A 22,460-nucleotide genomic window follows, 5' to 3' on the forward strand; every position below is an offset into this window, starting at 1 on the left:
CGGAAACGCATCGCGTTTCAGGCCCGAACGGGCGGAGCCCCGAACAGACACAAGGGGGCGGATAGCTCCCTGCACCGCCTGCACAGGAGCGCCAGACATGCCGACCGTCCCCTACTTCCCCGGTCAAGACGTCACCATCCGGGAGGACGCCGAAGGGCACCCGGCCTTCGACCGTTTTCTTGCCCTCACCTCCAAGGACCGCGACGCCCATACCCGCCATGTCTGGGCCTATTTCAGCGACATGTACGCGATCTACCCGGACTATATCGAGGAGGACATGGACGAGGTTCCGCAAAGCGCCGAGGAGATCTGGAACCACGTCCGGCCAAAGGCGGTCTATGTCGAGGACTGGCGCGGAAACGACTACGTCATGATCTCCTGCAGCTGCGGCTGGGATCTGGAGCAGGGCCTGCTGATGTCCTTCGAGAACGGCGATACGCTGGTGAAGGTCGGCGGCTTCGACGGCCATCCGACGTATCGCTCGGCGAGCACCAGGTGGCCGGAGGAGGACAACGACGTCGTCTATGACGCCGAGGACCCCGAGCTCACCACCCGGCGCGGCTGACCATCCGTGCCACCACGGCAACGGCGCAATATCTGTTCACCGGAATGCCGCGTTGCGACACACATCGGACATTGCACCCCCTGCCGGGGCTCTCCATAACGGCGGAACCTGCAACCTCCAGACAGATCCGAGCCGATGTCCGAAGAGTTCTACCGCATCAAGCGCCTGCCGCCCTACGTGTTCGCCGAAGTGAACCGTCTGAAGGCGGAGTACCGAGCGGGCGGGATGGACATCATCGATTTCGGCATGGGCAACCCTGACATGGATACGCCCAGCCACATCGTCGACAAGCTCTGCGAGACGGTCAGGAAGCCGCGGACACACCGCTATTCCGCCTCCAAGGGCATTCCGGGGCTTCGCCGCGCGCAGGCGGGCTACTACGCCCGCCGCTTCGGCGTGAAGCTCGATCCGGAGACGGAGGTGATCGCGACGCTGGGCTCGAAAGAAGGGCTCGCCAACCTCGCCATGGCGATCACCGCACCGGGCGACGTGATGCTGGTCCCGAACCCCAGCTACCCGATCCACCCCTACGGCTTCATGATCGCAGGGGGGACCCTGCGCCACATTCAGACGCTGGTGGACGGCAAGTTCGATCCGGAGGCGTATCTGCGCGCCCTCGAACAGGCCGTGATCCATTCGGTGCCCAAGCCCGTCGCGGTCGTCGTCAGCTTCCCGTCGAACCCGACGGCGCAGGTGACCGATCTCGACTTTTACCGCGACCTCGTCGCCTTCGCGAAGAAGAACCACCTGTGGTTGCTCAGCGATCTCGCCTATTCGGAGATCTATTTCGACGGCAATCCGCCGCCCTCCCTGCTGCAGGTCGAGGGGGCGAAGGACATCGCAGTGGAGTTCACCTCGCTCTCCAAGACCTACGCCATGCCGGGCTGGCGCATGGGCTTCGCCGTCGGCAATGAGCGGCTGATCGGGGCGCTGACCCGCATCAAGTCATATCTCGACTACGGTGCCTTCACCCCGGTGCAGGTGGCCGCGGCCGCAGCTCTGAACGGCCCCGACGACTGCATCGAGGAGATCCGCGGCATCTACAAATCTCGCCGCGACGTGCTGGTCGAGGCGATGGGCCGCGCAGGCTGGGACATCCCCGCCCCGCCCGCCACCATGTTCGCCTGGGCGCCGGTGCCGGAGCGGTTCAGGCATCTGGGCTCCATGGAATTCTCCAAGATCCTCCTGCGCGAGGCGGAAGTCGCGGTCTCGCCCGGCGTCGGCTTCGGCGAGTATGGCGAGGGCTACGTCCGCCTCGGCCTCGTGGAGAACGAACAGCGCATCCGACAGGCCGCGCGCAACGTGCGCCGGGTGATGGAGGATGCCGACCGCATCCTCGCAGACTACCAGGGACCGGGAGAGGCCGCGTGAGCGACTGGGATTACGAGCACCAGAAGGCCGTCACGGCCCTGACGCTGAAGCAGATCGCCGAGGAAGGCGACCTCGACGAGGCGGTGGAGGTCACGCTCGACCTCGAATTCCTGCCCGGCGACGGCGCGGATGCGGAGGCGTGCGCAAAGGCGCTGACGAGCTTCGGCTACGAGGTCGAGGTGCAGGAGGACGGCATGATCTCCGCCTCCATCGGCGGTGTTCCCCTGACGCTGGACGGTGTCTGGACGCAGGAGGAGCGCGCGACGAAGATCGCGCTCACCCGCGGCTATACTCCGGACGGCTGGGGCTTTTGGGAGCCGTGATCGCCTGAGCCGGGACGCTCCCGCCCGTCGGTCGCCCTTGCGGGCTTCCTCCCGTTGGGCCGGGCCGCGCCTGCGGCGCGGAGCTTGATCGGCGGCGGGTCCGGGCGCAGGCTGGGCAGGACCGTAAGGAGGCCGCCATGCCCGTCGATCCCGCAACGCTGCTCGCCTTTCTCGCCGCCTGCATCGTGATCTACGTCATCCCGGGGCCGGACATGGCCTACATCGCCGCGAACTCGCTCTCTGGCGGGCGGCGCGGCGGGTTGCTCGCCGCCACCGGGACCGTGGTCGGGGCGAGCATCCATGCGCTCGCCGCCGCGCTCGGCGTCAGCGCGATCTTCGCCGCCTCGCCGGTCGCGTTCGAGGTCGTGCGCTGGGCGGGCGTCGGCTACCTCGCGTGGCTGGGCTGGCAGGCGCTGCGCAGCGACGGGCGGACCGAGGCTGCGGGCGCGCCGCCGAAGCGGCCGCTCCTCATCATCGCGAAGGGCACGGCGATCAACGTGCTGAACCCCAAGGTCGCACTCTTCTTCCTCGCCTTCCTGCCGCAATTCGCCGATCCGGCAGCGGGGGCGCTGACGGCACAGCTTGCCACGCTCGGCCTCACTTTCGCGCTCGGCGGCGCGGTCTGGTGCGCGGGGCTGGCGCTGGTCTTCGCCTGGGCCGGCGGGCGGCTCGGCGCATCGGCGCGGGTGGCGCGCTGGCGCAGCCGCATCACCGGCTCGCTGTTCCTGACATTTGCCGGTGCGCTCGCCCTCGGAGATCGGTAGCAGGCAGGGTCCGACGCGCTATCTCCCTGCCCGTGAATTGCAGGAGAGGAGCGTCCCCATGATCGCCCGTATCGCCCTTGCCGCGCTGGTCGCGGCCACCCCCCTCACCGCCCAGACCTTCGAGGTCGTCGCCGAGCTCGACCAGGGGCCGGGTAACGTCACCGTGACACCGGACGGCCGGATCATCCTCAGCCTGCACCAGTTCTACGCGCCCGAGATGCGGGTGGTGGAGCTGACCGAGGATGGCAGCCTCGTCCCCTTCCCCACGCCCCGCTGGGCCGGGCCGCGGCAGGCGGACGGCACGGGCCTCGCCGCCGTGCTGGGCCTACGGAGCTCCGCCGACGGCGTCGTCTGGATGCTCGACAACGGCAGCGGAGGGCAGGTGCAGCAGCGCCTCGTCGGCTGGAACACACAGACCGATGAGCTGGAGGCGGCGATCGACATCCCGGCGGAGGCGTCGGTGGAGGGATCCTTCCACAACGACCTCGCCCTCGATGCGGAGCGGCCGCTCGCCTACACCGCCGACATCGCGGGCGGTTTCGCGATCATAAATCTCGAGACCGGCGAGGGGCGCCGGGCGCTGGACGGCCACGTCTCCACCATGGCGGAAGACGTGGATTTCATCGTGCGCGGGGAGCTGCTGCGGAACCCCGATGGCTCGCGCGCGCGGGTGGCGCTCAATCCGATTACCATCAGCCCGGATAATGAGTGGGTGTACTACGGCGCGATGAACGGGACGGCGGTCTGGCGGGTGCCGACCGCGGCGCTCGCCGATCCCGAGCTGCCTGCCGAGGAGCTGGCCGCCCTGGTCGAGCGCTATGGCGACAAGCCGCCCTCCGACGGGATCACGGTGGACGATATCGGCAACGTGTATATCACGGACGGCGGCGGCAATGCGATCGGCGTGACGGGGCCGGACGGGCGCTACCGCGTGCTGGTCGCGGACCCGCGCATCGAGTGGCCGGACGGGATGTCGGCGGGGCCGGACGGCTGGATGTACGCGACGGTCAACCGCCTCAACAACACGCCGCCGCTCAATGCAGGCGCGAGCACCGAGCCCGCGGGTCCCTATTACGTGGTCCGCTGGCGGCCCATCGGCAGCGCGGTAGTGGGGCGCTAGTCGGCCTCGGCGCTGGGGTCGATCTGAACTGAATAGCCTGCGGCGAGCAACGCGATCGTCGGGAGAGGCGTCAACGGACGGACCGGTCCGTCCGGAAGGCATTCGGGCGGACCGTAGCCCTCGAAACTCCAGCGGTGCGCGGCGCCTCGATATGTGAGCCACGCCGCGTTCCCGTCGGTGAAGAGTGCCCCGTCGGTGAGGTCCCGCGCGCGGACCAGCTCTTGCGGTCCCCGCCGCGCCGTGTGCAGCGCCTCGTCCATCTCGGGCACCTTGATCCCGGGCCGCCAAGCGTCCGCGAAGGTGTGCGCCGCCTCCCGCCGACACAGGAAGCAGGGGCGGTGGCCGGCGGCAAAGGCCGTCGCCTCGTCGAGAAAGAAGAGATGCGTGTAGCCCGGCCCCATCACCTTCCGCCGCCAGCCCTTCCACTGCAGGCGGCAGATGATCCAGTGCTTCGAGGCCCAGCGGCGCGTGAGCGTCCCGTCCTCCCGGTGCAGCCGCCCGCCCCGGTTGCCGGTCCACGCGCCGCGCGCCGGAGAGGCGGTGATCTCGCCGAAGGGGGTGACGCGGTTGGTGTGCGGCAGGACGGCCTCCCTTGCCCGGGCGCAGCGGTCTTGGCAGGGTGCCGCCATGCGACCGCCCCTGTCCATCCGCGAATGCCCTTCGCCCAACTACGGCGACCGGCGCGGCGCCGTACCCTCACTGATCGTGCTGCACTATACGGCGATGGGGAGCGCGGCGGCGGCCATCGCGCGGCTGTGCGATCCGGCCTGCGAGGTCTCCGCCCACTACGTGATCGACCGAGATGGTGACGTGACCCGGCTGGTGGCCGACGAACATCGCGCCTGGCACGCGGGCGCGGGCGCGTGGCTGAACGTGACGGACGTGAACAGCCACTCGCTGGGCATCGAGCTCGACAATCCCGGTGATGCGCCATTCCCGGAAGCTCAGATGCTGTCGCTGGAGGCGTTGCTCAGCGACCTGCGCGACCACTGGCGGATCGGACCGGAGGGCGTGATCGGACACTCCGACTGCGCCCCCGGGCGGAAGAGCGATCCGGGCACACACTTCGACTGGGCACGGCTGGAGCGCGCTGGTCATGCGCAGCCCGCGGTGGCTGGCGTGGGGTCCTCTCCAGATATGGAACGGTTCCTGATGGCCGCCCGCACCTGCGGCTGGACGGCGGAGGCGACACCGGAAGACATCCTCACCGCCGTCCGCCTGCGCCACCGGCGCGGCGCCACCGGCCCGCTCGGCACAGAAGACATGAAGGTGGTCGGCCTGTGAGCCGTTCGGACCCCGACGACATCCTGTCGACCTATCGACGGCAGGCGGCCACGTGGGACCGTGGCCGTCCAACGGGCGTCTTCGAGCAACCGTGGCTCAATCGCCTCGCCGCTCTCCTCCCATCCGGCGGCCACGTGCTCGACCTCGGCTGTGGCTCCGGCGTCCCGATCGCCCGCTGGCTGATGCAGCGTGGTTTCGCCGTCACCGGCGTCGACGGCGCGCCCGAAATGCTCGAGCTCGCCCGCGCCCACCTGCCTGAGGCCGAGTGGATCGAAGCCGACATGCGCACCCTCGCCCTCGACCGCCGCTTCGATGGGATCGTCGCGTGGGACAGCTTCTTCCACCTCACGCCGGACGCGCAGCGGGCGATGTTCCCGATCTTCGCCGCGCATCTCGCACCGGGCGGCGCCCTGATGTTTACCTCCGGTCCCGCCGCGGGCGAGGCGTGGGGACGGGTCGGCGGCGAGCCCGTCTATCACGCGAGCCTCGACCCGGAGGAATACGTCGCACTGATGGCGGCCGAAGGGCTGACGCTGCGCGGCTATCTCGCCGAAGATCCCGACTGCGACCGCCACACCGTTTGGCTCGCCCGGAGGGCGGACGGCAGCACCGGCTGACCTCGCGCGATCGCGTATTTGGACAAAGAAGAAATCCCCGCCTTCTTCTTTGTCCAAATACGCAAATCCACACTCTCAAACCGCACGCCGCCGCAAGACTGGCCCGGCCGGGCGCAACACGCTAACATCACCCCTGCGCGAACCGGCCGAGAACAGGCCGGGCGGGCGAGGCAGTGTCGGCGGAAGCAGCGGGCGTGAGGGCAGTCGCATGACGGAGATGGTATTCGGCGCCGAGGGTGCGCCGAGCGCGGAGCGCGAGCCGATCGTGCCGCGCTGGTGGCGCACGGTCGACCGCTGGACGCTGTCGGCGGTGCTCGTGCTGTTCCTGCTGGGTCTCTTGCTGGGCCTCGCCGCCTCGCCGCCACTGGCCGCGCGCAACGGGCTCGATCCGTTCCATTACGTGACCCGGCAGGCGGTGTTCGGGGTGGTGGGGCTCGCGGCCATGCTGATCGTGTCGATGTGGGAGCCGCGGGCACTGCGCCGCTGGGCCACGATCGGGTTCGGGCTGACCTTTCTCGCCGTCCTGCTCCTGCCGGTGCTCGGCACCGATTTCGGCAAGGGCGCGACGCGCTGGTACTCGCTGGGATTCGCGAGCATCCAGCCCTCGGAGTTCCTGAAACCCGTCTTCGTCGTCTTCGCGGCCTGGCTGATGACCGGCTCGATGGCGCGCGGCGGGCCGCCGGGCAAGTCGCTCTCCTTCGGGCTGGCCGTGGCGGTCGCAGCGAGCCTCGCCCTGCAACCGGATTTCGGGCAAGCGAGCCTGATCCTTGCCGCCTGGGGACTGATGTATTTCGTGGCGGGCGCGCCGATGCTGCTGCTTGTCTCGCTGGCCGGCGCGGTCGTGGCGACCGGCATCTTCGCCTACAACAACTCGGAGCATTTCGCCCGGCGGATCGACGGTTATCTCGACCCGGTGGTCGATCCCACGACGCAGATCGGCTACGCCACCGCCGCGATCCGCGAGGGCGGATTTCTCGGCGTCGGCGTCGGTGAGGGGCTGGTGAAGTGGCGTCTGCCGGATGCGCATACCGACTTCATCATCGCGGTCGCGGCGGAGGAGTACGGCCTGCTTCTGGTGCTCGTCATCATCGGGCTCTTCGCCTTCATCACGCTCCGCGCGCTCTTTCGTCTGAGCCGGGAGCGGGATGCGTTCATCCGGCTGGCGGGCACTGGGCTGGCGGCGCTTTTCGCCATGCAGTCGGTCATCAACATGGGCGTGGCGGTGCGGCTGTTGCCGGCGAAGGGCATGACGCTGCCCTTCGTGAGCTATGGCGGTTCGTCACTGCTGGCGACGGGGGTGTCGCTCGGCATGCTGATCGCGTTTACCCGGACGCGGCCGCAGGACGACCTGGGCGACGCACTGGGGCTCGGCGGGCGGCACGGGTAAGCGCCTCCGGCGGGGATATTTGACGAAGAGAGAGCGGGGGCATGGGCGGACGCAAATTGGTCATCGCGGCAGGCGGAACGGGCGGGCACATGTTCCCTGCGCAGGCGCTGGCGGAGGAGATGCTGGCGCGCGGCTGGCGGGTGTCGCTCTCCACGGACATACGCGGCGCGCGCTATGCCGGGGCCTTTCCGGAGGATGTGCCGCGGGAGGTCGTGCGCGCCGCGACCCCGGCGCGCGGCGGGGCGCTCGGCAAGCTGGTGGCGCCCCTGATGATCGGCCGCGGCGTGCTGGAGGCGGTGAGCGCCATGCGCCGCGACCGGCCCGCGGCGGTGGCGGGGTTCGGCGGCTATCCGGCCGTGCCTGCGATGACGGCGGCGAAGCTCCTGGGCATTCCCACGCTGATCCACGAACAGAACGGCATTCCGGGGCGGGTTAACCGCCTCTTCGCCAAGCGTGCGGACAAGGTCGCCTGCTCGGTCTGGCCCACCGTCCTACCCCCCGGTGTCGATGCCGAGCACACCGGCAACCCGGTGCGCGGCACGATCGCGGCACAGGCCGGCGCGCCCTACGACTTCCCGTCCGACGGGTCCCTCAAGGTGGTGATCATCGGCGGCAGCCAGGGGGCCGCGATCATGAGTCGGGAGGTGCCCCCGGCTCTCGCCGCCCTGCCCGAAGACCTGCGCGCCCGGCTCGACGTCGCCCACCAGGCCCGCGGCGAGGACGAGGCGAGAGTACGCAACGCCTATGCTGACGCCGGGATCGCGGCCGAGGTGAAAGGTTTCTTCGACGACGTGCCCGAGCGGCTGGCCGCCTGCCAGCTCGTCATCAGCAGGTCGGGGGCCTCGTCGGTCGCCGATATCTCGGTGGTCGGGCGGCCCTCGATCCTGATCCCCTTCGCGCTCGCCGCCGACGATCATCAGACGGCCAATGCCCGCGGGCTGGTGGAGGCGGAAGCGGCCGTCATGCTCCGCGAAAACGAGGTTGACACGGACCGCCTCGCCGCCGAGATCAGCGCGATCCTGTCGCGCCCGGCGCGCGCCCGCGCCATGGCCGATGCCGCACAGGGCGTCGCGAAGCCCGACGCGCAGGCCCGCCTCGCCGATCTGGTCGAGCGGGTCGCCGAGATGAAAGGAAACGCATGAACGACCGTCCCACCCGCCTGCCGCAGGACATCGGCTCGATCCACTTCGTGGGCATGGGCGGTATCGGCATGTCCGGTATCGCCGAGGTGATGCTGAACCACGGCTACAAGGTGCAGGGCTCCGACCTCAAGGACGGCCCAATCCTGGAGCGGCTGCGCGAGCACGGGGCGGAGACGTTCATCGGCCAGTCGGAGGACAACCTCGAGAATGCCGAGGTCGTCGTCGTCTCCACCGCGATCAAGAAGGGCAATCCGGAGCTTGACGGCGCCCGCGCGCGCGGCCTGCCGATCGTGCGGCGGGCGGAGATGCTGGCGGAGCTGATGCGGCTGAAGTCCAACGTCGCGGTGGCGGGAACGCATGGGAAGACGACGACGACGTCGCTGGTCGCCGCCATTCTGGACGCAGGCGGGGTGGACCCGACCGTCATCAATGGCGGGATCATCCATGCCTACGGCTCGAACGCGCGGATGGGCGACGGCGACTGGATGGTGGTCGAGGCGGACGAGAGTGACGGAACATTCCTCAAGCTGCCGGCGACCATCGGGATCATCACCAATATCGACCCCGAGCACATGGACCATTACGGGGACTTCGACGCGATCCGCGCGGCCTTCGACAGCTTCGTATCCAACATTCCGTTCTACGGTGCGGCCGTGATCTGCATCGACCACCCCGAGTGCCAGGCGTTGAAGGGCCGGGTGATCGACAAGCGGGTCATCACCTATGGGTTTTCGCTCCAGGCCGATATCTGCGCCGTGAACCTGCGCTATGACGGGCCGGTCGCCTGTTTCGACGTGATCGCGCGGCACCGCCATGGCGAGCGGCGGATCGAGGGGCTGCGCCTGCCGATGCCGGGCGAGCACAACGTGCAGAACGCGCTGGCGGCGATTGCCGTGGCACTCGACCTGCGCATCCCGGACGAGGCGATCCGCAAAGGGCTGAGCGGTTTCGGCGGCGTCAACCGACGCTTCACCCATGTCGCCGAGGTCGGCGGCATCACGATCATCGACGATTACGGACACCACCCGGTGGAGATTGCGGCGGTGCTGAAGGCGGCGCGGAAGGCCACGAAGGGCCGGGTGATCGCGATCCACCAACCGCACCGGTTCAGCCGCGTGGCGAGCCTCTTCGACGACTTCTGCACCTGCTTCAACGAGGCGGACGTGGTGGGGATCTCCTCGGTCTACGCGGCGGGGGAGGAGCCCATCGCGGGGGCGGACCAGGCGGCTCTAGTCGAGGGCATTACGTCCCACGGCCACCGCGACGTGCGGGCCGTGGATGCGCCGAAGGGCATCCCGGATTTCGTGCGCGAGGTGGCCGAGGCCGGGGACATGGTCGTGTTCCTCGGCGCCGGGACGATCACCCAGTGGGCGCACGCGCTACCGCGGAGCCTGACGTGATGGTACGGCCCCCCTCCTCTCCTCCCCCCGGCGGGGGGAGGAAGCACACGAATCCAACCAAAGCGCACCACGGGGACCGAAGCGCTCCCCTCCCCCCGCCGGGGGGAGGGATAGGGAGGGGGGACGCTGCGCCGTCCTCTTCCTCCCTTCGGCGATGCGTTCCGCATCGCCGACGCGCCCGACCCGCCCCCAAGGCGGGCGCGTTTGCGCCCCCCTCGGGCCGGGCGCGAGGCCAGTAACGATGGGCGACACGCAGCACTTGAGCCTTCTCGACCGCCTCCCCGAGATCCGCGGCCGCTACCTTCAAGAACGCGACATGAGCGCAATGAGCTGGCTGCGCACCGGCGGCCCGGCGGAGGTGCTGTTCATGCCGGCCGACGAGGCCGACCTCGCGGCCTTCCTCGCCGCCTGCCCAGCAGACATCCCTGTCCTGCCCATCGGCGTCTGCTCCAACATGATCGTTCGCGACGGCGGCATCCGCGGCGTCGTGATCCGCATGGGCCGCGGCTTCAACACCGTCGAGATCGAGGGGACCCGCGTCCGCACCGGCTGCGCCGCGCTCGACGCGCAGGTGGCCAAGCGCGCGGCGGAAGCGGGCATCGACCTCACCTTCCTGCGCACCATCCCCGGCGCCATCGGCGGTGCCGTGAAGATGAACGCAGGCTGCTACGGCAGCTACACGGCGGACGCGGTGGTCGAGGTCTCGGGCTACCTGCGCGACGGCACGCCGATCACGCTCGCTAAGGACGAGATCGGGTTCGCCTACCGCTCCTCGGACCTGCCGGACGGCATGGTCGTGACCTCCGTCCTTCTCGAAGGACCCGCCGGCGACCCGGCGGAACTGGCGCAGAAGATGGAGGATCAGCTCGCCAAACGAGCTGAGAGCCAGCCGGTCGATGACCTGTCCTGCGGCTCCACCTTTCGCAATCCGGCGGGATACTCCTCGACGGGCCGCGACGACGACGTGCATGACCTCAAGGCGTGGAAGGTGATCGACGATGCGGGCTGCCGCGGGCTGACGCTGGGCGGGGCAATTATGAGCCCCAAGCACTCCAACTTCCTCGTCAACACCGGCACCGCGACCTCGGCCGATCTGGAAAACCTGGGCGAGGAGGTTCGAAAAAGGGTTTTGGCCCATTCCGGCATTGAGCTAGAATGGGAAATCATGCGGATCGGGGATCACTCCGGCCGCTGACGACCCCGGACCCTCAACGCAGGGACATGAAACCGGGGCGACACCAGAACGAGGCGGGCATGTCGAGCAGTGGACAGCCCCGCATCGCGGTCCTGAAGGGCGGCCCGTCGGCCGAGCGAGAAGTGTCGCTCGTCTCCGGTGAGCTGGTCGCGGCCGCGTTGCGGGATGAAGGATTCGAAGTGGTGGAGATCGACGCGGGCCCGACGCTGCCTGCCGATCTCGTGCGCGAAAAGCCTACCGCCGTCTACAACGCGCTGCACGGCCGCTGGGGCGAGGATGGCTGCGTGCAGGGCCTCCTGGAATGGCTCCGCATTCCCTACACCCATTCCGGCGTGCTCGCCTCCGCGCTCGCCATGGACAAGCTGAAGACCAAGGCCGCCTATCGCCGCGCGGGCCTGCCCATCGCCACGGACGTGCGCTGCACCAAGGCCGAGGCGATGGAAGCCCACCCGATGGAGCCGCCCTACGTGGTGAAGCCCTATAACGAGGGCTCCTCGGTCGGCATCTATATCGTGCAGGCCGGCGCCAACGGCCCCGCGAAGCTCTCCGACGACATGCCGGGCGAGGTGATGGTCGAGGAATACGTGCCGGGCCGCGAGCTGACCGTCAGCGTGCTCGACGGGCACGGAGCGATCGCGGTCACCGACATCATCTCCAACACCGGCTGGTACGACTACCAGGCGAAGTACGGCGAGGGCGGATCGCGCCACGTGGTGCCCGCCGAGCTGCCGGAGGAGATCACGGCGCTCTGCCTCGACTATGCCACCCGCGCGCACGAGGTGCTGGGCTGCCGCGGCGTGTCGCGCACCGACATGCGCTGGGACGAGAGCCGGGGCGCCGAGGGCCTCTACCTCCTGGAGACCAACACCCAGCCCGGCATGACGCCGACCTCGCTGACGCCCGAGCAGGCGGCACAGATCGGGATCTCCTTCGGCAAGCTCTGCCGGATGCTGGTGGAGGACGCCTCATGCGACCGCTGAAACGCGACTACGCCCCGTCCCGCTGGCGCTACCGCCTGTCGCGCTGGTGGCTGAGCCCACGGGTCCGCCTGATGGTGAAGCGTGGCCTGCCGCTGAGCGTCATCGCGATGGTCGTCGGCGGTCTGGCGGCCAATCCCCACAATCAGGCGTGGGTGCGGGCGCAGGTGATGGCCGCACATTCCGCCGTCGTCGATCACCCCGAGTTCGCCGTACTGGCGCTGGAGATCGAGGGCGCAGGCCCCGATCTGACCGCCGAGGTGGCGGATGCGCTGGCGGTGGAGCTGCCCGCCTCCTCCCTCCGCCTCGACCTCGATGAGGCACGCGCGCGGGTGGAGGCGCTGGCGCCCATCGATACCGCGCAGCTCACCATCGGGCCGGACAAGGCGCTGAAGGTGCGCGTGACCGAGCGCATTCCCGTCGCCGTCTGGCGTGACCGGCAGGGCCTGCACCTCGTCGATCCGCATGGCGTCGTGGTCAGCGACCTGTCCCCCGCCCCCGAGCGGCCAGACCTGCCGATGATCTTCGGCACGGGGGCTGCAGAGCATGTGGGCGAGGCGCTGGCGCTCGCCGAAGCCGCCGGGCCCCTCGGCCCGCGCATCCGCGGCATGGTCCGCGTCGGCGAACGGCGCTGGGACATCGCGCTCGACCGCGGGCAGCGCATCCTCCTGCCCGAGAGCGGCGCGGTGGAGGCGCTGCTCCACGTCCTCGCCCTGCATCTCAGCGAGGAGATGCTGGAGCGCGACATCGAGGCCATCGACATGCGCGACCGCACCCGCCCCACCGTGCGCCTCACCGACCACGCCGTGCGCGAGATGCGGCGCCTGCGCGCCATGGAAGCGGGAGAGGACGCATGACCCGGAACCTGCTCTACCAATCGCAGCGCGCCATGCGTGAGCGGCGGGAGAACGCGCTGCGCCGCGGGCTCGTCGCCATCGTCGACCTCGGCTCGTCCAAGATCACCTGCCTGATCCTCGCCATCGACTTCGCCCTGCTGCGTGCCACCCGCGCGGATGGCGTCGGGCGGCTCGACGGGCAGGCGGGGCTGAAGGTCATCGGCGCGGCCACCACCCGCTCCCGCGGGATCGAGCTGGGTGAGATCGCGGCGATGGAGGAGGTCGAGCGCGGCGTGCGCACCGTCATCAACGCAGCCCAGAAGATGGCCGAGGTCCGCGTCGATCACGTCATCGCCTGCTATTCCGGCGGACGCCCCCGTTCCTACGGCCTGCTGGGCGAGGCGGAGGTCGAGCATGGCGAGGTGACCGAGGCCGATATCGGCGAGGCGCTCGCACAGGGCGAGGTGCCGGACTATGGCGCGGGCCGCGAGGTGCTGCATGCGCTGCCGGTCAACTTCACCCTCGACCACCGCACCGGGCTGACCGATCCGCGGGGCCTCACCGGTGCGCGGCTCAGTGTCGACATGCACATGATGACCGTGAGTGCGGAGAGCATCGCCAACATGGTGCAGGTCTTCCGCCGCTGCGATCTGGAACTGTCGGGGCTGGTGCACTCGTCCTACGCCGCGGGGCTCGCCGCGATGACGGAGGATGAGCTGGAGCTTGGCGGGGCCTGCATCGACCTCGGCGGTGGCTCGACGGGCCTGTCGATCTTCATGAAGCGGCAGATGATCTACGCCGACACCGTGCGGCTGGGGGGCGATCACGTGACCTCCGACATCTGCCACGGGCTGGCCGTATCAAACGCGGTGGCCGAGCGGATAAAGACGTTCCACGGCGGGCTGGTCGCGACCTCGCGCGACGATCGCGACCTGATCGAGGTGGCACGCGATCCCAACGACCACACGCCGACGCGGCCTACCGTGAGCCGCGCCGAGCTGATCGGCGTCATGCGTCCGCGCGTCGAAGAGATCCTCGAGGCCGCCCGCGACCGTCTCGATGCCGCGAGCTTCGAGCACATGCCGGGTCGCCGCATCGTGCTGACCGGCGGCGGCAGCCTCGTGCCGGGGCTGGAGGAGATCGCGGCCCGCATCCTCGGCCGTCAGGTGCGGCTCGGCCGCCCGCTGCGCATTCCGGGGCTGCCTCAGGCCCAGACCTCCGCCCAGTTCTCCGCCGCGGTGGGGCTGGCGCTGCACCTGGCCAAGCCGTCGGACGAGTGCTGGGACTTCGAGGTGCCCGCCGATCGCTACGGCACCCAGCGGCTGCGCAAGGCGATGCGCTGGTTCCGCGAGAACTGGTAGCGCCTCCGGCGGGGATATCTGGGCAAATCCGAAGCGCGTGGGGCCGATTGACGGTTGCAAACGGGCCGCGGACGCTTTGCGGATGTCCAATGCGCCCGTCTACGAGATCGACCCCGCGGCCTTCTGGGCCGATCCTTATCCCGACCTGAAGCGGATGCGGGCGGAGGCGCCGGTGTGCTTCGTCCCGCAGCTGGGCGCGACGCTGATGACCCGGCGCGACGACATCTTCCGCAACGAGAAGAAGACAAGCGTCTTCTCGTCGTACCAGCCCGACGGCCTGATGACTGTCCTGATGGGCGAGAACATGATGCGCCGCGACGGCGACGGCCACATGTCGGAGCGGCGGGCGATCTTCCCCACGGTCTCCCCCCGCACGGTGAAGGACGTGTGGCGCGCGCGGTTCGAGGCGGCGACGGAACAGGTGCTTGACGATCTCGCCCCGCGCGGCGCCTGCGATCTTGTGGCGGATTACGCGATGCCGGTCAGTGCCGAGGCACTGAAGGCCATCACCGGGCTCGACAACATGGACTGGCGGGAGATGGACCGCGTCAGCCAGGGCATGATCGACGGTTGTGCCAACTACGCGGGCGACGCGGAGGTCGAGGCGCGCTGCCACGACTGCACCGCCTCCATCGACCGGCATATCGACGCGCAGCTCGCCGCCCCGCCGGAGCACTCCCTGATCGCCACGCAGCAGGCGGCGGGTCTGGGTGAGGACCGGATCCGGGCCAACGTGAAGCTCGCGATCTCCGGCGGACAGAACGAGCCGCGCGACGCCATCGCGGGCTGTGCCTGGGCGCTCCTGAGCCATCCGGAACAGCTCGCGATGATCCGGCGAGGCGAGGCCCCTTGGCTCGCCGCGTTCGAGGAATACGCCCGCTGGATCAGCCCCATCGGCATGTCGCCGCGCCGCATCGCTGAGGAGGCGGAGGTCGACGGCATCGCCTATGCCGAGGACGACCGCGTGTTCCTGATGTTCGGCTCCGGCAACCGGGACGAGGCGGTCTTCGCCAGACCGGACGCCTTCGACATCACGCAGGACGCCGGCCCCTCCATCGCCTTCGGCGCGGGCCCGCATTTCTGCGCCGGCGCCTGGGCGTCGCGCTGCCTGATCGCGGAGGTCGCAGTGCCGATGCTCTTCGACCGGCTGGCGAACCTGCGCCTCAACCCCGCCCGTCCGGCCCGGTTCGGCGGCTGGGCCTTCCGCGGACCGCTCGAGGTGGCCGTGACTTGGGGCTGATGTGACCCGGAACTGGCCGAAACCTGCCGAGAGCGCCTTGTTTTCGCCGGATTTACAGTTTTCGCAACCCTTTTTACCGTGACCGACTCCAGCCTTTGAGTTACTTTAGCGAATCAGAAGGAGGTCCCGAACAACGAGGACCCCTCGAGCGGTAGAGCAGAGCAACATACAGGCGGATCACATCATGAGTCTGACTCTTCGGATGCCCGAGCAGACCGAGTTGAAGCCGCGCATCCTCGTCTTCGGCGTAGGCGGTGCGGGCGGCAACGCGGTCAACAACATGATCGACAAGCAGCTGGAAGGTGCGGAGTTCGTGGTGGCGAACACCGACGCGCAGGCGCTGCAGCAGGCCCAGGCGAGCCGCAAGATCCAGATGGGCACCCAGGTGACCGAGGGTCTGGGCGCGGGTGCGAAGCCCGCCGTGGGTGCCGCCGCGGCCGAGGAGAGCATCGAGGAGATCGTCGATCACCTCGCGGGCTCCCACATGTGCTTCATCACCGCCGGCATGGGCGGCGGCACCGGCACCGGTGGCGCGCCGATCATCGCGCAGGCGGCCCGCGAGATGGGCATCCTGACGGTCGGCGTCGTGACCAAGCCCTTTCACTTCGAAGGGTCGAAGCGGATGCGCCAGGCCGATGAGGGCATCGCCGAGCTGCAGCAGCACGTCGATACGCTGATCATCATCCCGAACCAGAACCTGTTCCGCCTCGCCAACGAGAAGACCACGTTCACCGAGGCCTTCATGATGGCCGACGACGTGCTCTACCAGGGTGTGAAGGGCGTGACGGACCTGATGGTGCGTCCGGGCCTGATCAACCTCGACTTCGCGGATGTCCGCTCCGTCATGGACGAGATGGGCAAGGCGATGATGGGCACGGGCGAGGCCGATGGCGAGACCCGCGCGGTCGACGCCGCCGAGCGTGCCATTGCGAACCCGCTCCTCGACGAGATCAGCCTGAAGGGCGCGAAAGGCGTCCTGATCAACGTCACCGGCGGCAACGACATGACGCTGTTCGAGCTGGACGAGGCCGCCTCCCGCATCCGCAAGGAAGTGGACGAGGACGCGAACATCATCGTGGGCTCCACGCTGGACCCGGCGCTCGACGGCGTGCTGCGCGTCTCGGTCGTCGCGACCGGCATCGACGCGGCCATGGCCGAGCAGATCGCGGCGGAGCAGGCAGCCGCCCGCTCTGCCCCGGCACCGGTCGCAGCACCCGCCCCGGCCCCCGTTGCCGAGCCCGAGCCCGCGGCGGCCCCGGTCGTGACCAACCCGACCACCGTGTCGGACCTGATCGCGAGCCGGCAGAGCACGCCCGAGCCGCGCATTGAAGCCGCGCCCGAGCCGGAGCTTCCGGCGGAGGAGACCGTGGCCGAGACCGCGCGCCCGGCCGGTGAGCCCTCGAACGAGACGCTCGCCCGGCTTCAGGCCGCCGTGGCCAAGCAGCCCTCGCATTCCACGCCGCCGCGTCCGGCGCCCACCCCTGCGCCGCAGGCCCAGGACGGTGAGCGCAAGCCCGGCTTCGGGATCAACTCGCTCATCAACCGGATGACGGGCCAGCCCGAGGGCACGCCGGCCCCGCGGACCGAGCCGCAGCAGGCAAAGCCCCGCGCCGTGCCGCAGGCCACGCCGCGTCCAGCCGACCGCCTCGACGAGGATGAGCGGCAACGGATTGAAATCCCGGCGTTCCTGCGGCGCCAGGCCAACTGATCACGCCAGACGGGAATACGCGCATTCCCCTTGATCGCCCCGCCTTCGTGCGGGGCGATTTTCGTTTCGGATCAACGCACTAACTTTGTTAATGTGATGTGACACAAACAGACACATAGCTTGATTTGAACCGATCGGTCCCCAGCCCCTATTTATGCGTTAACGAACAAAGGGAAGCCCACGAAGTCTTCCCGTTATTGAACGAGGTCAGGCTTGCAATCGCTTTATCAGACGACGCTTCGCCGTGCCGTCCGGTTGTCCGGTATCGGCCTGCATTCGGGCCGCTCGGCCGAGCTGGTGGTCCGTCCCGCATCGGTCCATCACGGCATCTGGTTCCGTCGCATGGACCTCGTCGCACGTGACACCATGATCCCGGCGAGCTGGGACGCGGTGACCGACACGACGCTGAACACGCGGATCGCGAACGAGGCGGGCGTCACCGTCTCCACCATCGAGCACCTGATGGCCGCCCTGCATGGCTGCGGCATCTCCAACGCGCTGATCGAGGTGGACGGCCCCGAGATCCCGATCATGGACGGCAGTGCTGCACCCTTCGTGCGGGCGTTCCTCAACACCGGTCTGGCCGAGCAGGACGCGCGCCGCACCGTGCTGCGCGTGCTCAAGCGCGTGGAGCTCGATGAGGGTGGTGCCTACGCGGCGCTCGAGCCCGCCCGCCACTTCGAGGTGGATTTCGAGATCGACTTCCCGAACACCGCGATCGGCTGGCAGTCCAAGCGCCTCGCCGTCGTGAACGGTGCCTTCGTGGACGAGCTGATGGACAGCCGTACCTTCGTGCGCGCAGCGGACGTGGACGCGCTGCGGGCGCAGGGCCTGGCCCTCGGCGGCTCGCTCGACAACGCCGTCGTGGTCGAAGGCCGCACGGTGCAGAACCCGGAGGGCTTCCGCCACGCGGACGAGGCCGTGCGCCACAAGATGCTGGACGCAGTGGGCGACCTCGCGCTGGCCGGTGCACCGCTCCTCGCGCGCTATACCGGCGTGCGCGCAGGCCACGGCGTGACCAACCGCCTGCTGCACAAGCTCTTCGCCACGCCGGGTGCCGTGCGCCTAGACGTGTGCCGCGACCGTGACGTCGCGGGCCTGCCGGGCGTGACGCGGCAGGAGGAGGCACTGCGCCGCATCGCGTGATCGCGACGGCCGCAGGCCACGCTTCCCCACCGCTCGCGATCCGTGTTATTGCACGGGAAAGTCCGGGCGCATGGCGTCCGCAGGGAAGGAAGCGGGCGCCGGCCGCCCGCGGCGAAAGACGGGACTACCACTCATGATGCGCGTGACGCGGCTGCTGTTCATCCTCCTCGCGGCGATCAGCCTCTCGGCCTGCGGCCTGTTCCGCGGCGACAATGACGAGACGGCGAACCTGGAGGCCCGTTCGGCCCAGGAGATCTTCGAACTGGCCGAGGATCAGCTCCAGCGCGGCCAGCCGCGGACGGCGGCGGCCACCTTCTCGGAGATCGAGCGGCTCTACCCCTACTCCCAGTGGGCGAAGCGTGCGCTGATCATGTCCTCCTTCTCCTACTACGAGGCGACGGATTTCGTGGAGGCCCGCTCGGCCGCCGAGCGCTACATCAGCTTCTACCCGGCCGATCCCGAGGCCGCCTACGCGCAGTACCTCATCGCGCAGAGCTGGTACGACCAGATCACCGATGTGGGCCGCGACCAGTCCAATACGCTGGAGGCACTGCAGGCGCTTCGCGTCCTGATCGAGCGCTATCCGGGCACGGAATACGCCCGCGAGGGTGAACTGCAATTCGACCTGGCCCTCGACCACCTCGCAGGCAAGGAGATGGAGATCGGGCGCTACTACCTCAAGCGCGGTCACTACATCGCCGCCCTGCGCCGCTTCCAGGCCGTGGTGGACGAGTACCAGACGACCTCCCACACGCCCGAGGCGCTGCACCGGATGGTGGAAAGCTACCTCGCCCTCGGCTTCGACGACGAGGCTCTGAAGGCGGCGTCGATCCTCGGCTACAACTTCCCGGGCTCCGACTGGTACGAGGACAGCTACGCCCTGATCCAGTCGAACGGGCTCGACAACGCCTCCCCCGACGGGACGACGGCGGGGCGGCTCTGGCGGCAGATCGTGCTGGGCGAATGGCTCTGAGCCCATGCTGCTGAGCCTGTCGGTTCGCGACATCATCCTGATCGACCATGTGGAGCTGGCCTTCCGCCCCGGCCTGAACGTGCTGACCGGGGAGACGGGGGCGGGCAAATCGATCCTGCTCGACGCGCTTGGCTTCGCGCTCGGCCACCGCGGCCGGGCCGATCTGATCCGCAAGGGCGCGGAGCAGGGCGAGGTGGTGGCGGAATTCGCCCTGCCGCCTGACAGTCCGATCCGCGCCGAACTGGAGGAGGCGGGGCTCCCCGACGAAGGCGACACGCTCCTGATCCGGCGCGTCAACGGCGAGGGCGGGCGCAAGACCGCCTGGGTGAACGACCGCCGCTGCTCCGGCGAGATCCTGCGCCGCATCGGTGCGCATCTCGTCGAGATCCACGGCCAGCATGACGACCGCGGGCTGCTCGACCCGAAAGGCCACCGCGCCCTGCTCGACGCCTTTGCGGGCGCAGAGGACGCGCTGGAGGGGACCGGCCAGACCTGGCGGGCCGTGTCCGCCGCCCGGCGCGCGCTCGACGAGGCCCGTGCCCGGCTGGAGGCCGCCCGTAGCGACGAGGAGTTCCTGCGCCACGCCATCGGCGAACTCGACGCACTCGACCCGCAGCCCGGCGAGGACGAGACGCTCGACACCCGCCGCCGCCACATGCAGGCCGCCGCCCGCGTCGGCGAGGATGTGACGAAGGCCGATGGCGCGCTCGGCCCCCAAGGCGCCGAAGGCCCGATGAACGACGCGCTTCGCTGGCTGGAAGGCGCGGCGGGCAGTCTCGAAGGACTGCTGGAGCAGCCGGTGGCGGCGCTGGAACGCGCGCTCTCGGAACTGGCCGAGGCGCAGGCCGGCGTTGCGTCGGCGTTGGAACAGCTCGACGCCGATCCGATGGAGCTGGAGCGGGTGGAGGAACGCCTCTTCGCCATCCGCGGCCTCGCCCGCAAGCACAACGTCCTGCCCGACGACCTCGCCGGGTTCGCGGACGAGCTGCGCACCCGCCTCGCCGCCATCGACGGCGGCGCGGAGGAGATCGCCGGTCTGGAGGTGGCGCTGACTGAAGCAGAGGGCGAATACGATACGGCGGCCACCGCGCTCGGCGACCTGCGTCGCACCGCCGCCGCCCGCCTAGACGCCGCGATGGCCGCCGAACTTGGCCCGCTGAAGATGGAGCGCGCGGTCTTCACCACCGCCATCGCCGACGCGCCGCCCGGACCAGAGGGCCGCGAGGCCGTTACCTTCACCGTCGCCACCAATCCCGGCGCGCCTGCCGGCCCGATCAACAAGATCGCCTCGGGTGGCGAGCTCTCCCGCTTCCTGCTCGCGCTGAAGGTCTGCCTGACGACCCGAGCGGAAGGCCTCACCCTGATCTTCGACGAGATCGACCGCGGCGTCGGTGGCGCCACCGCGGACGCCGTCGGACGCCGCCTCGGCACCATCGCGGACAAGGCGCAGGTCCTCGTGGTCACCCACTCGCCGCAGGTGGCCGCCCGCGGCGCGCATCACTGGCGCATCGCGAAATCGGTGGAAGGCGGGATCACGACGACCCGCGTCACCCCCCTCGCCCCCTCCGACCGCACCGATGAGATCGCCCGGATGCTGTCCGGCGATAAGCTGACCGACGCCGCGCGCCAGGCGGCGAAGGCGCTGCTGGACGGGTGATCCACACTACGGCCTGCGCGACTTCATCGTCAGTCGATTGAGTACTTCACCGAAGTCGAAGACGCATATCGCGCTGCTTCATCCGGAATGTCGCCCCGACCACTCGGCCTGTGCCCAACTCGGCGACCGGCGGAGAGCCGGGGCGCGCTTTCGACTTCGGCGGTCATCGGCTCTCCAGCCTGTACCGCAGACGCATTACGCCACGATTCCCCTTTCGAGTTCGTAAAAATACTCCCGCCGGAGGCAGAACCGGGGCGCATGCCCCGGCCCCGTTCAGTTCTTCGCGATCCACGTCGCCAGGATGTCGCGCGCCGCCTGAAGGTCGCTCTTGTGGATCATCTCCGTCACCGTGTGGATGTAGCGGGTGCCCACCACGATGCCCACGGCCCGCGCGCCCGCTGCCGCCTGCTGGGCGGCCGCACCATCCTGACCCCCAGAGGCCAGGATGGTCCGCTGGTGCGGGATCTCCGCCTCCACGGCCAGCGCCTCGATCTCCTCCACTAGGTCGATATCGGCGATGAAGCTGCCGTCCTTGATGTGGAGGCCGAAGCCCTTGCCCTGCTCCGTCACGCTCTGCGGTTTCGGCACGCCCGGCGTATCGCAGGCGAGCGTGGTATCGATGCCGAAGCCGATCTCGGGCTTGATATCGAAGGACGCGGTGCGCGCGCCGCGCAGGCCGACCTCCTCCTGCACGGTGAAGGCGACGTGGAGCTCGCAGTCGTGCCCGCTTTCCTTCGCCGCACGCAGCGCCTCGATACCCAGCCAGCAGGCGATACGGTTGTCGAGCGCCTTCGACACCACCTTGTCGCCCATCTCCACCAGCGGCTCGTCCATCACGACGTAGTCACCGACGCGCACCTTGTCGGCGGTCGCCTTGCCCATGCCGACATCGACGAAGAACTCGGAGATCTCGGGCACCTTCTTGCGATCCTCGGGCGAGGCGATGTGGACCGGCTTGCCGCCGGGGTTCATCACCCCCTTCAGATCGCCGTCCTTCGTGCAGACCAGCACCCGGCGTGAAAACAAGTTCCGGTTGTCGAAGCCGCCCACGGGATTGACGTGGATCCACCCCTCCTCGCTCACGTGGCTGACGAGAAACCCGATCTCGTCCATGTGGCACAGGAGCATGACCCGCTTGCCCGAGCCATTGCGCTTCACGAGCAGGCTGCCCATCGGGTCGATGCGAACCTCGTCTGCGAGGCCCTCGATCTCCGCCTCGATCAGGGCGCGCACGCGGTGCTCGCGGCCCGGTACGCCGGGGGTCTCACACAGGCGCTTGAGCAGGTCGATGTCCATGGTGTCCTCCTTGGTGGTCGGCCCTCGACATAGCACGGGGACCGGCGCGTCACACTGCCCCTCCCCAAGGCGGGCGGGACGGTCTATGTGTCGCATCA

General features: G+C 69.2%; 21 protein-coding genes. 19 read left to right on the plus strand and 2 right to left on the minus strand.

The genetic code is table 11. The features are described 5' to 3' along the window. The first annotated feature begins 97 nt into the window (after positions 1–97). From I0K15_RS04745 to I0K15_RS04765, 5 genes are all read left to right on the plus strand, one after another. Entirely contained in the window at positions 98–565 is a 468-nt protein-coding gene (locus I0K15_RS04745) for a DUF6985 domain-containing protein (RefSeq protein ID WP_196104258.1), read from the plus strand. A 135-nt stretch (positions 566–700) separates the two neighbouring features. Further along, complete coding sequence (locus tag I0K15_RS04750) at positions 701–1,936, plus strand: LL-diaminopimelate aminotransferase (RefSeq protein WP_196104259.1); 1,236 nt, start codon at positions 701–703, stop codon at positions 1,934–1,936. After that, positions 1,933–2,259: a ribonuclease E inhibitor RraB gene (locus I0K15_RS04755; protein WP_196104260.1), complete on the plus strand. Its 327-nt coding sequence runs from the start codon at positions 1,933–1,935 to the stop codon at positions 2,257–2,259. Before I0K15_RS04750 ends, I0K15_RS04755 begins: the two co-directional genes overlap by 4 nt. A gap of 137 nt (positions 2,260–2,396) precedes the next feature. After that, the gene (locus I0K15_RS04760) at positions 2,397–3,023 is read left to right on the plus strand and encodes a LysE family translocator (protein ID WP_196104261.1); all 627 of its coding nucleotides are present in this window, start codon (positions 2,397–2,399) and stop codon (positions 3,021–3,023) included. Between the two features lie 58 nt (positions 3,024–3,081). Continuing rightward, positions 3,082–4,143 carry an L-dopachrome tautomerase-related protein gene (locus I0K15_RS04765; protein WP_196104262.1) on the plus strand — a complete coding sequence of 354 codons (1,062 nt, stop codon included), beginning with the start codon at positions 3,082–3,084 and terminating at the stop codon, positions 4,141–4,143. Here the strand turns inward: I0K15_RS04765 and I0K15_RS04770 are convergent. Further along, positions 4,140–4,772: a hypothetical protein gene (locus I0K15_RS04770; protein WP_230374296.1), complete on the minus strand. Its 633-nt coding sequence runs from the start codon at positions 4,770–4,772 to the stop codon at positions 4,140–4,142. The two genes, I0K15_RS04765 and I0K15_RS04770, sit on opposite strands and share 4 nt — an antisense overlap. Here I0K15_RS04770 and I0K15_RS04775 point away from each other — a divergent pair. From I0K15_RS04775 to recN, 14 genes are all read left to right on the plus strand, one after another. After that, the gene (locus tag I0K15_RS04775) at positions 4,771–5,427 is read left to right on the plus strand and encodes an N-acetylmuramoyl-L-alanine amidase (protein WP_196104263.1); all 657 of its coding nucleotides are present in this window, start codon (positions 4,771–4,773) and stop codon (positions 5,425–5,427) included. The two genes, I0K15_RS04770 and I0K15_RS04775, sit on opposite strands and share 2 nt — an antisense overlap. Next, positions 5,424–6,044, plus strand: coding sequence for a class I SAM-dependent methyltransferase (locus I0K15_RS04780; RefSeq protein ID WP_196104264.1), 621 nt, complete (start codon positions 5,424–5,426; stop codon positions 6,042–6,044). Before I0K15_RS04775 ends, I0K15_RS04780 begins: the two co-directional genes overlap by 4 nt. 208 nt (positions 6,045–6,252) lie before the next feature. Beyond that, a complete protein-coding gene (locus I0K15_RS04785) occupies positions 6,253–7,431 on the plus strand; it encodes a peptidoglycan glycosyltransferase FtsW (protein ID WP_196104265.1) in 1,179 nt (392 codons plus the stop codon). Between the two features lie 41 nt (positions 7,432–7,472). After that, positions 7,473–8,573, plus strand: a complete 1,101-nt coding sequence (gene murG / locus I0K15_RS04790; protein ID WP_196104266.1) for an undecaprenyldiphospho-muramoylpentapeptide beta-N-acetylglucosaminyltransferase — start codon at positions 7,473–7,475, stop codon at positions 8,571–8,573. Further along, a complete protein-coding gene (gene murC, locus I0K15_RS04795) occupies positions 8,570–9,973 on the plus strand; it encodes a UDP-N-acetylmuramate--L-alanine ligase (protein ID WP_196104267.1) in 1,404 nt (467 codons plus the stop codon). The genes murG and murC overlap by 4 nt, the downstream gene beginning before the upstream one ends. A gap of 241 nt (positions 9,974–10,214) precedes the next feature. Beyond that, entirely contained in the window at positions 10,215–11,168 is a 954-nt protein-coding gene (murB, locus tag I0K15_RS04800) for a UDP-N-acetylmuramate dehydrogenase (protein WP_196104268.1), read from the plus strand. Positions 11,169–11,227: 59 nt separating this feature from the next. Then, a complete protein-coding gene (locus tag I0K15_RS04805) occupies positions 11,228–12,148 on the plus strand; it encodes a D-alanine--D-alanine ligase (RefSeq protein WP_196104269.1) in 921 nt (306 codons plus the stop codon). After that, positions 12,136–13,002, plus strand: a complete 867-nt coding sequence (locus I0K15_RS04810; protein WP_196104270.1) for a cell division protein FtsQ/DivIB — start codon at positions 12,136–12,138, stop codon at positions 13,000–13,002. The genes I0K15_RS04805 and I0K15_RS04810 overlap by 13 nt, the downstream gene beginning before the upstream one ends. Beyond that, positions 12,999–14,342 carry a cell division protein FtsA gene (gene ftsA, locus I0K15_RS04815; RefSeq protein ID WP_196104271.1) on the plus strand — a complete coding sequence of 448 codons (1,344 nt, stop codon included), beginning with the start codon at positions 12,999–13,001 and terminating at the stop codon, positions 14,340–14,342. Before I0K15_RS04810 ends, ftsA begins: the two co-directional genes overlap by 4 nt. Positions 14,343–14,424: 82 nt before the next feature. Then, on the plus strand, positions 14,425–15,582 hold the full coding sequence (locus tag I0K15_RS04820; RefSeq protein WP_196104272.1) for a cytochrome P450: 1,158 nt from the start codon (positions 14,425–14,427) through the stop codon (positions 15,580–15,582). 184 nt (positions 15,583–15,766) lie between these two features. Continuing rightward, entirely contained in the window at positions 15,767–17,290 is a 1,524-nt protein-coding gene (gene ftsZ / locus I0K15_RS04825; RefSeq protein ID WP_196104273.1) for a cell division protein FtsZ, read from the plus strand. A gap of 213 nt (positions 17,291–17,503) precedes the next feature. After that, complete coding sequence (gene lpxC / locus I0K15_RS04830) at positions 17,504–18,436, plus strand: UDP-3-O-acyl-N-acetylglucosamine deacetylase (protein ID WP_196104274.1); 933 nt, start codon at positions 17,504–17,506, stop codon at positions 18,434–18,436. A 133-nt stretch (positions 18,437–18,569) separates the two neighbouring features. Beyond that, the gene (locus I0K15_RS04835; RefSeq protein WP_196104275.1) at positions 18,570–19,409 is read left to right on the plus strand and encodes an outer membrane protein assembly factor BamD; all 840 of its coding nucleotides are present in this window, start codon (positions 18,570–18,572) and stop codon (positions 19,407–19,409) included. Between the two features lie 4 nt (positions 19,410–19,413). Further along, a complete protein-coding gene (recN, locus tag I0K15_RS04840) occupies positions 19,414–21,066 on the plus strand; it encodes a DNA repair protein RecN (RefSeq protein WP_196104276.1) in 1,653 nt (550 codons plus the stop codon). Positions 21,067–21,339: 273 nt separating this feature from the next. On the opposite strand, the gene I0K15_RS04845 is transcribed toward recN, so the two are convergent. Continuing rightward, a complete protein-coding gene (locus I0K15_RS04845; protein ID WP_196104277.1) occupies positions 21,340–22,362 on the minus strand; it encodes a M42 family metallopeptidase in 1,023 nt (340 codons plus the stop codon). Positions 22,363–22,460: the final 98 nt, after the last annotated feature.

It is taken from the genome of Pontivivens ytuae (assembly GCF_015679265.1).
In the GTDB taxonomy this organism is placed as follows: domain Bacteria; phylum Pseudomonadota; class Alphaproteobacteria; order Rhodobacterales; family Rhodobacteraceae; genus Pontivivens; species Pontivivens ytuae.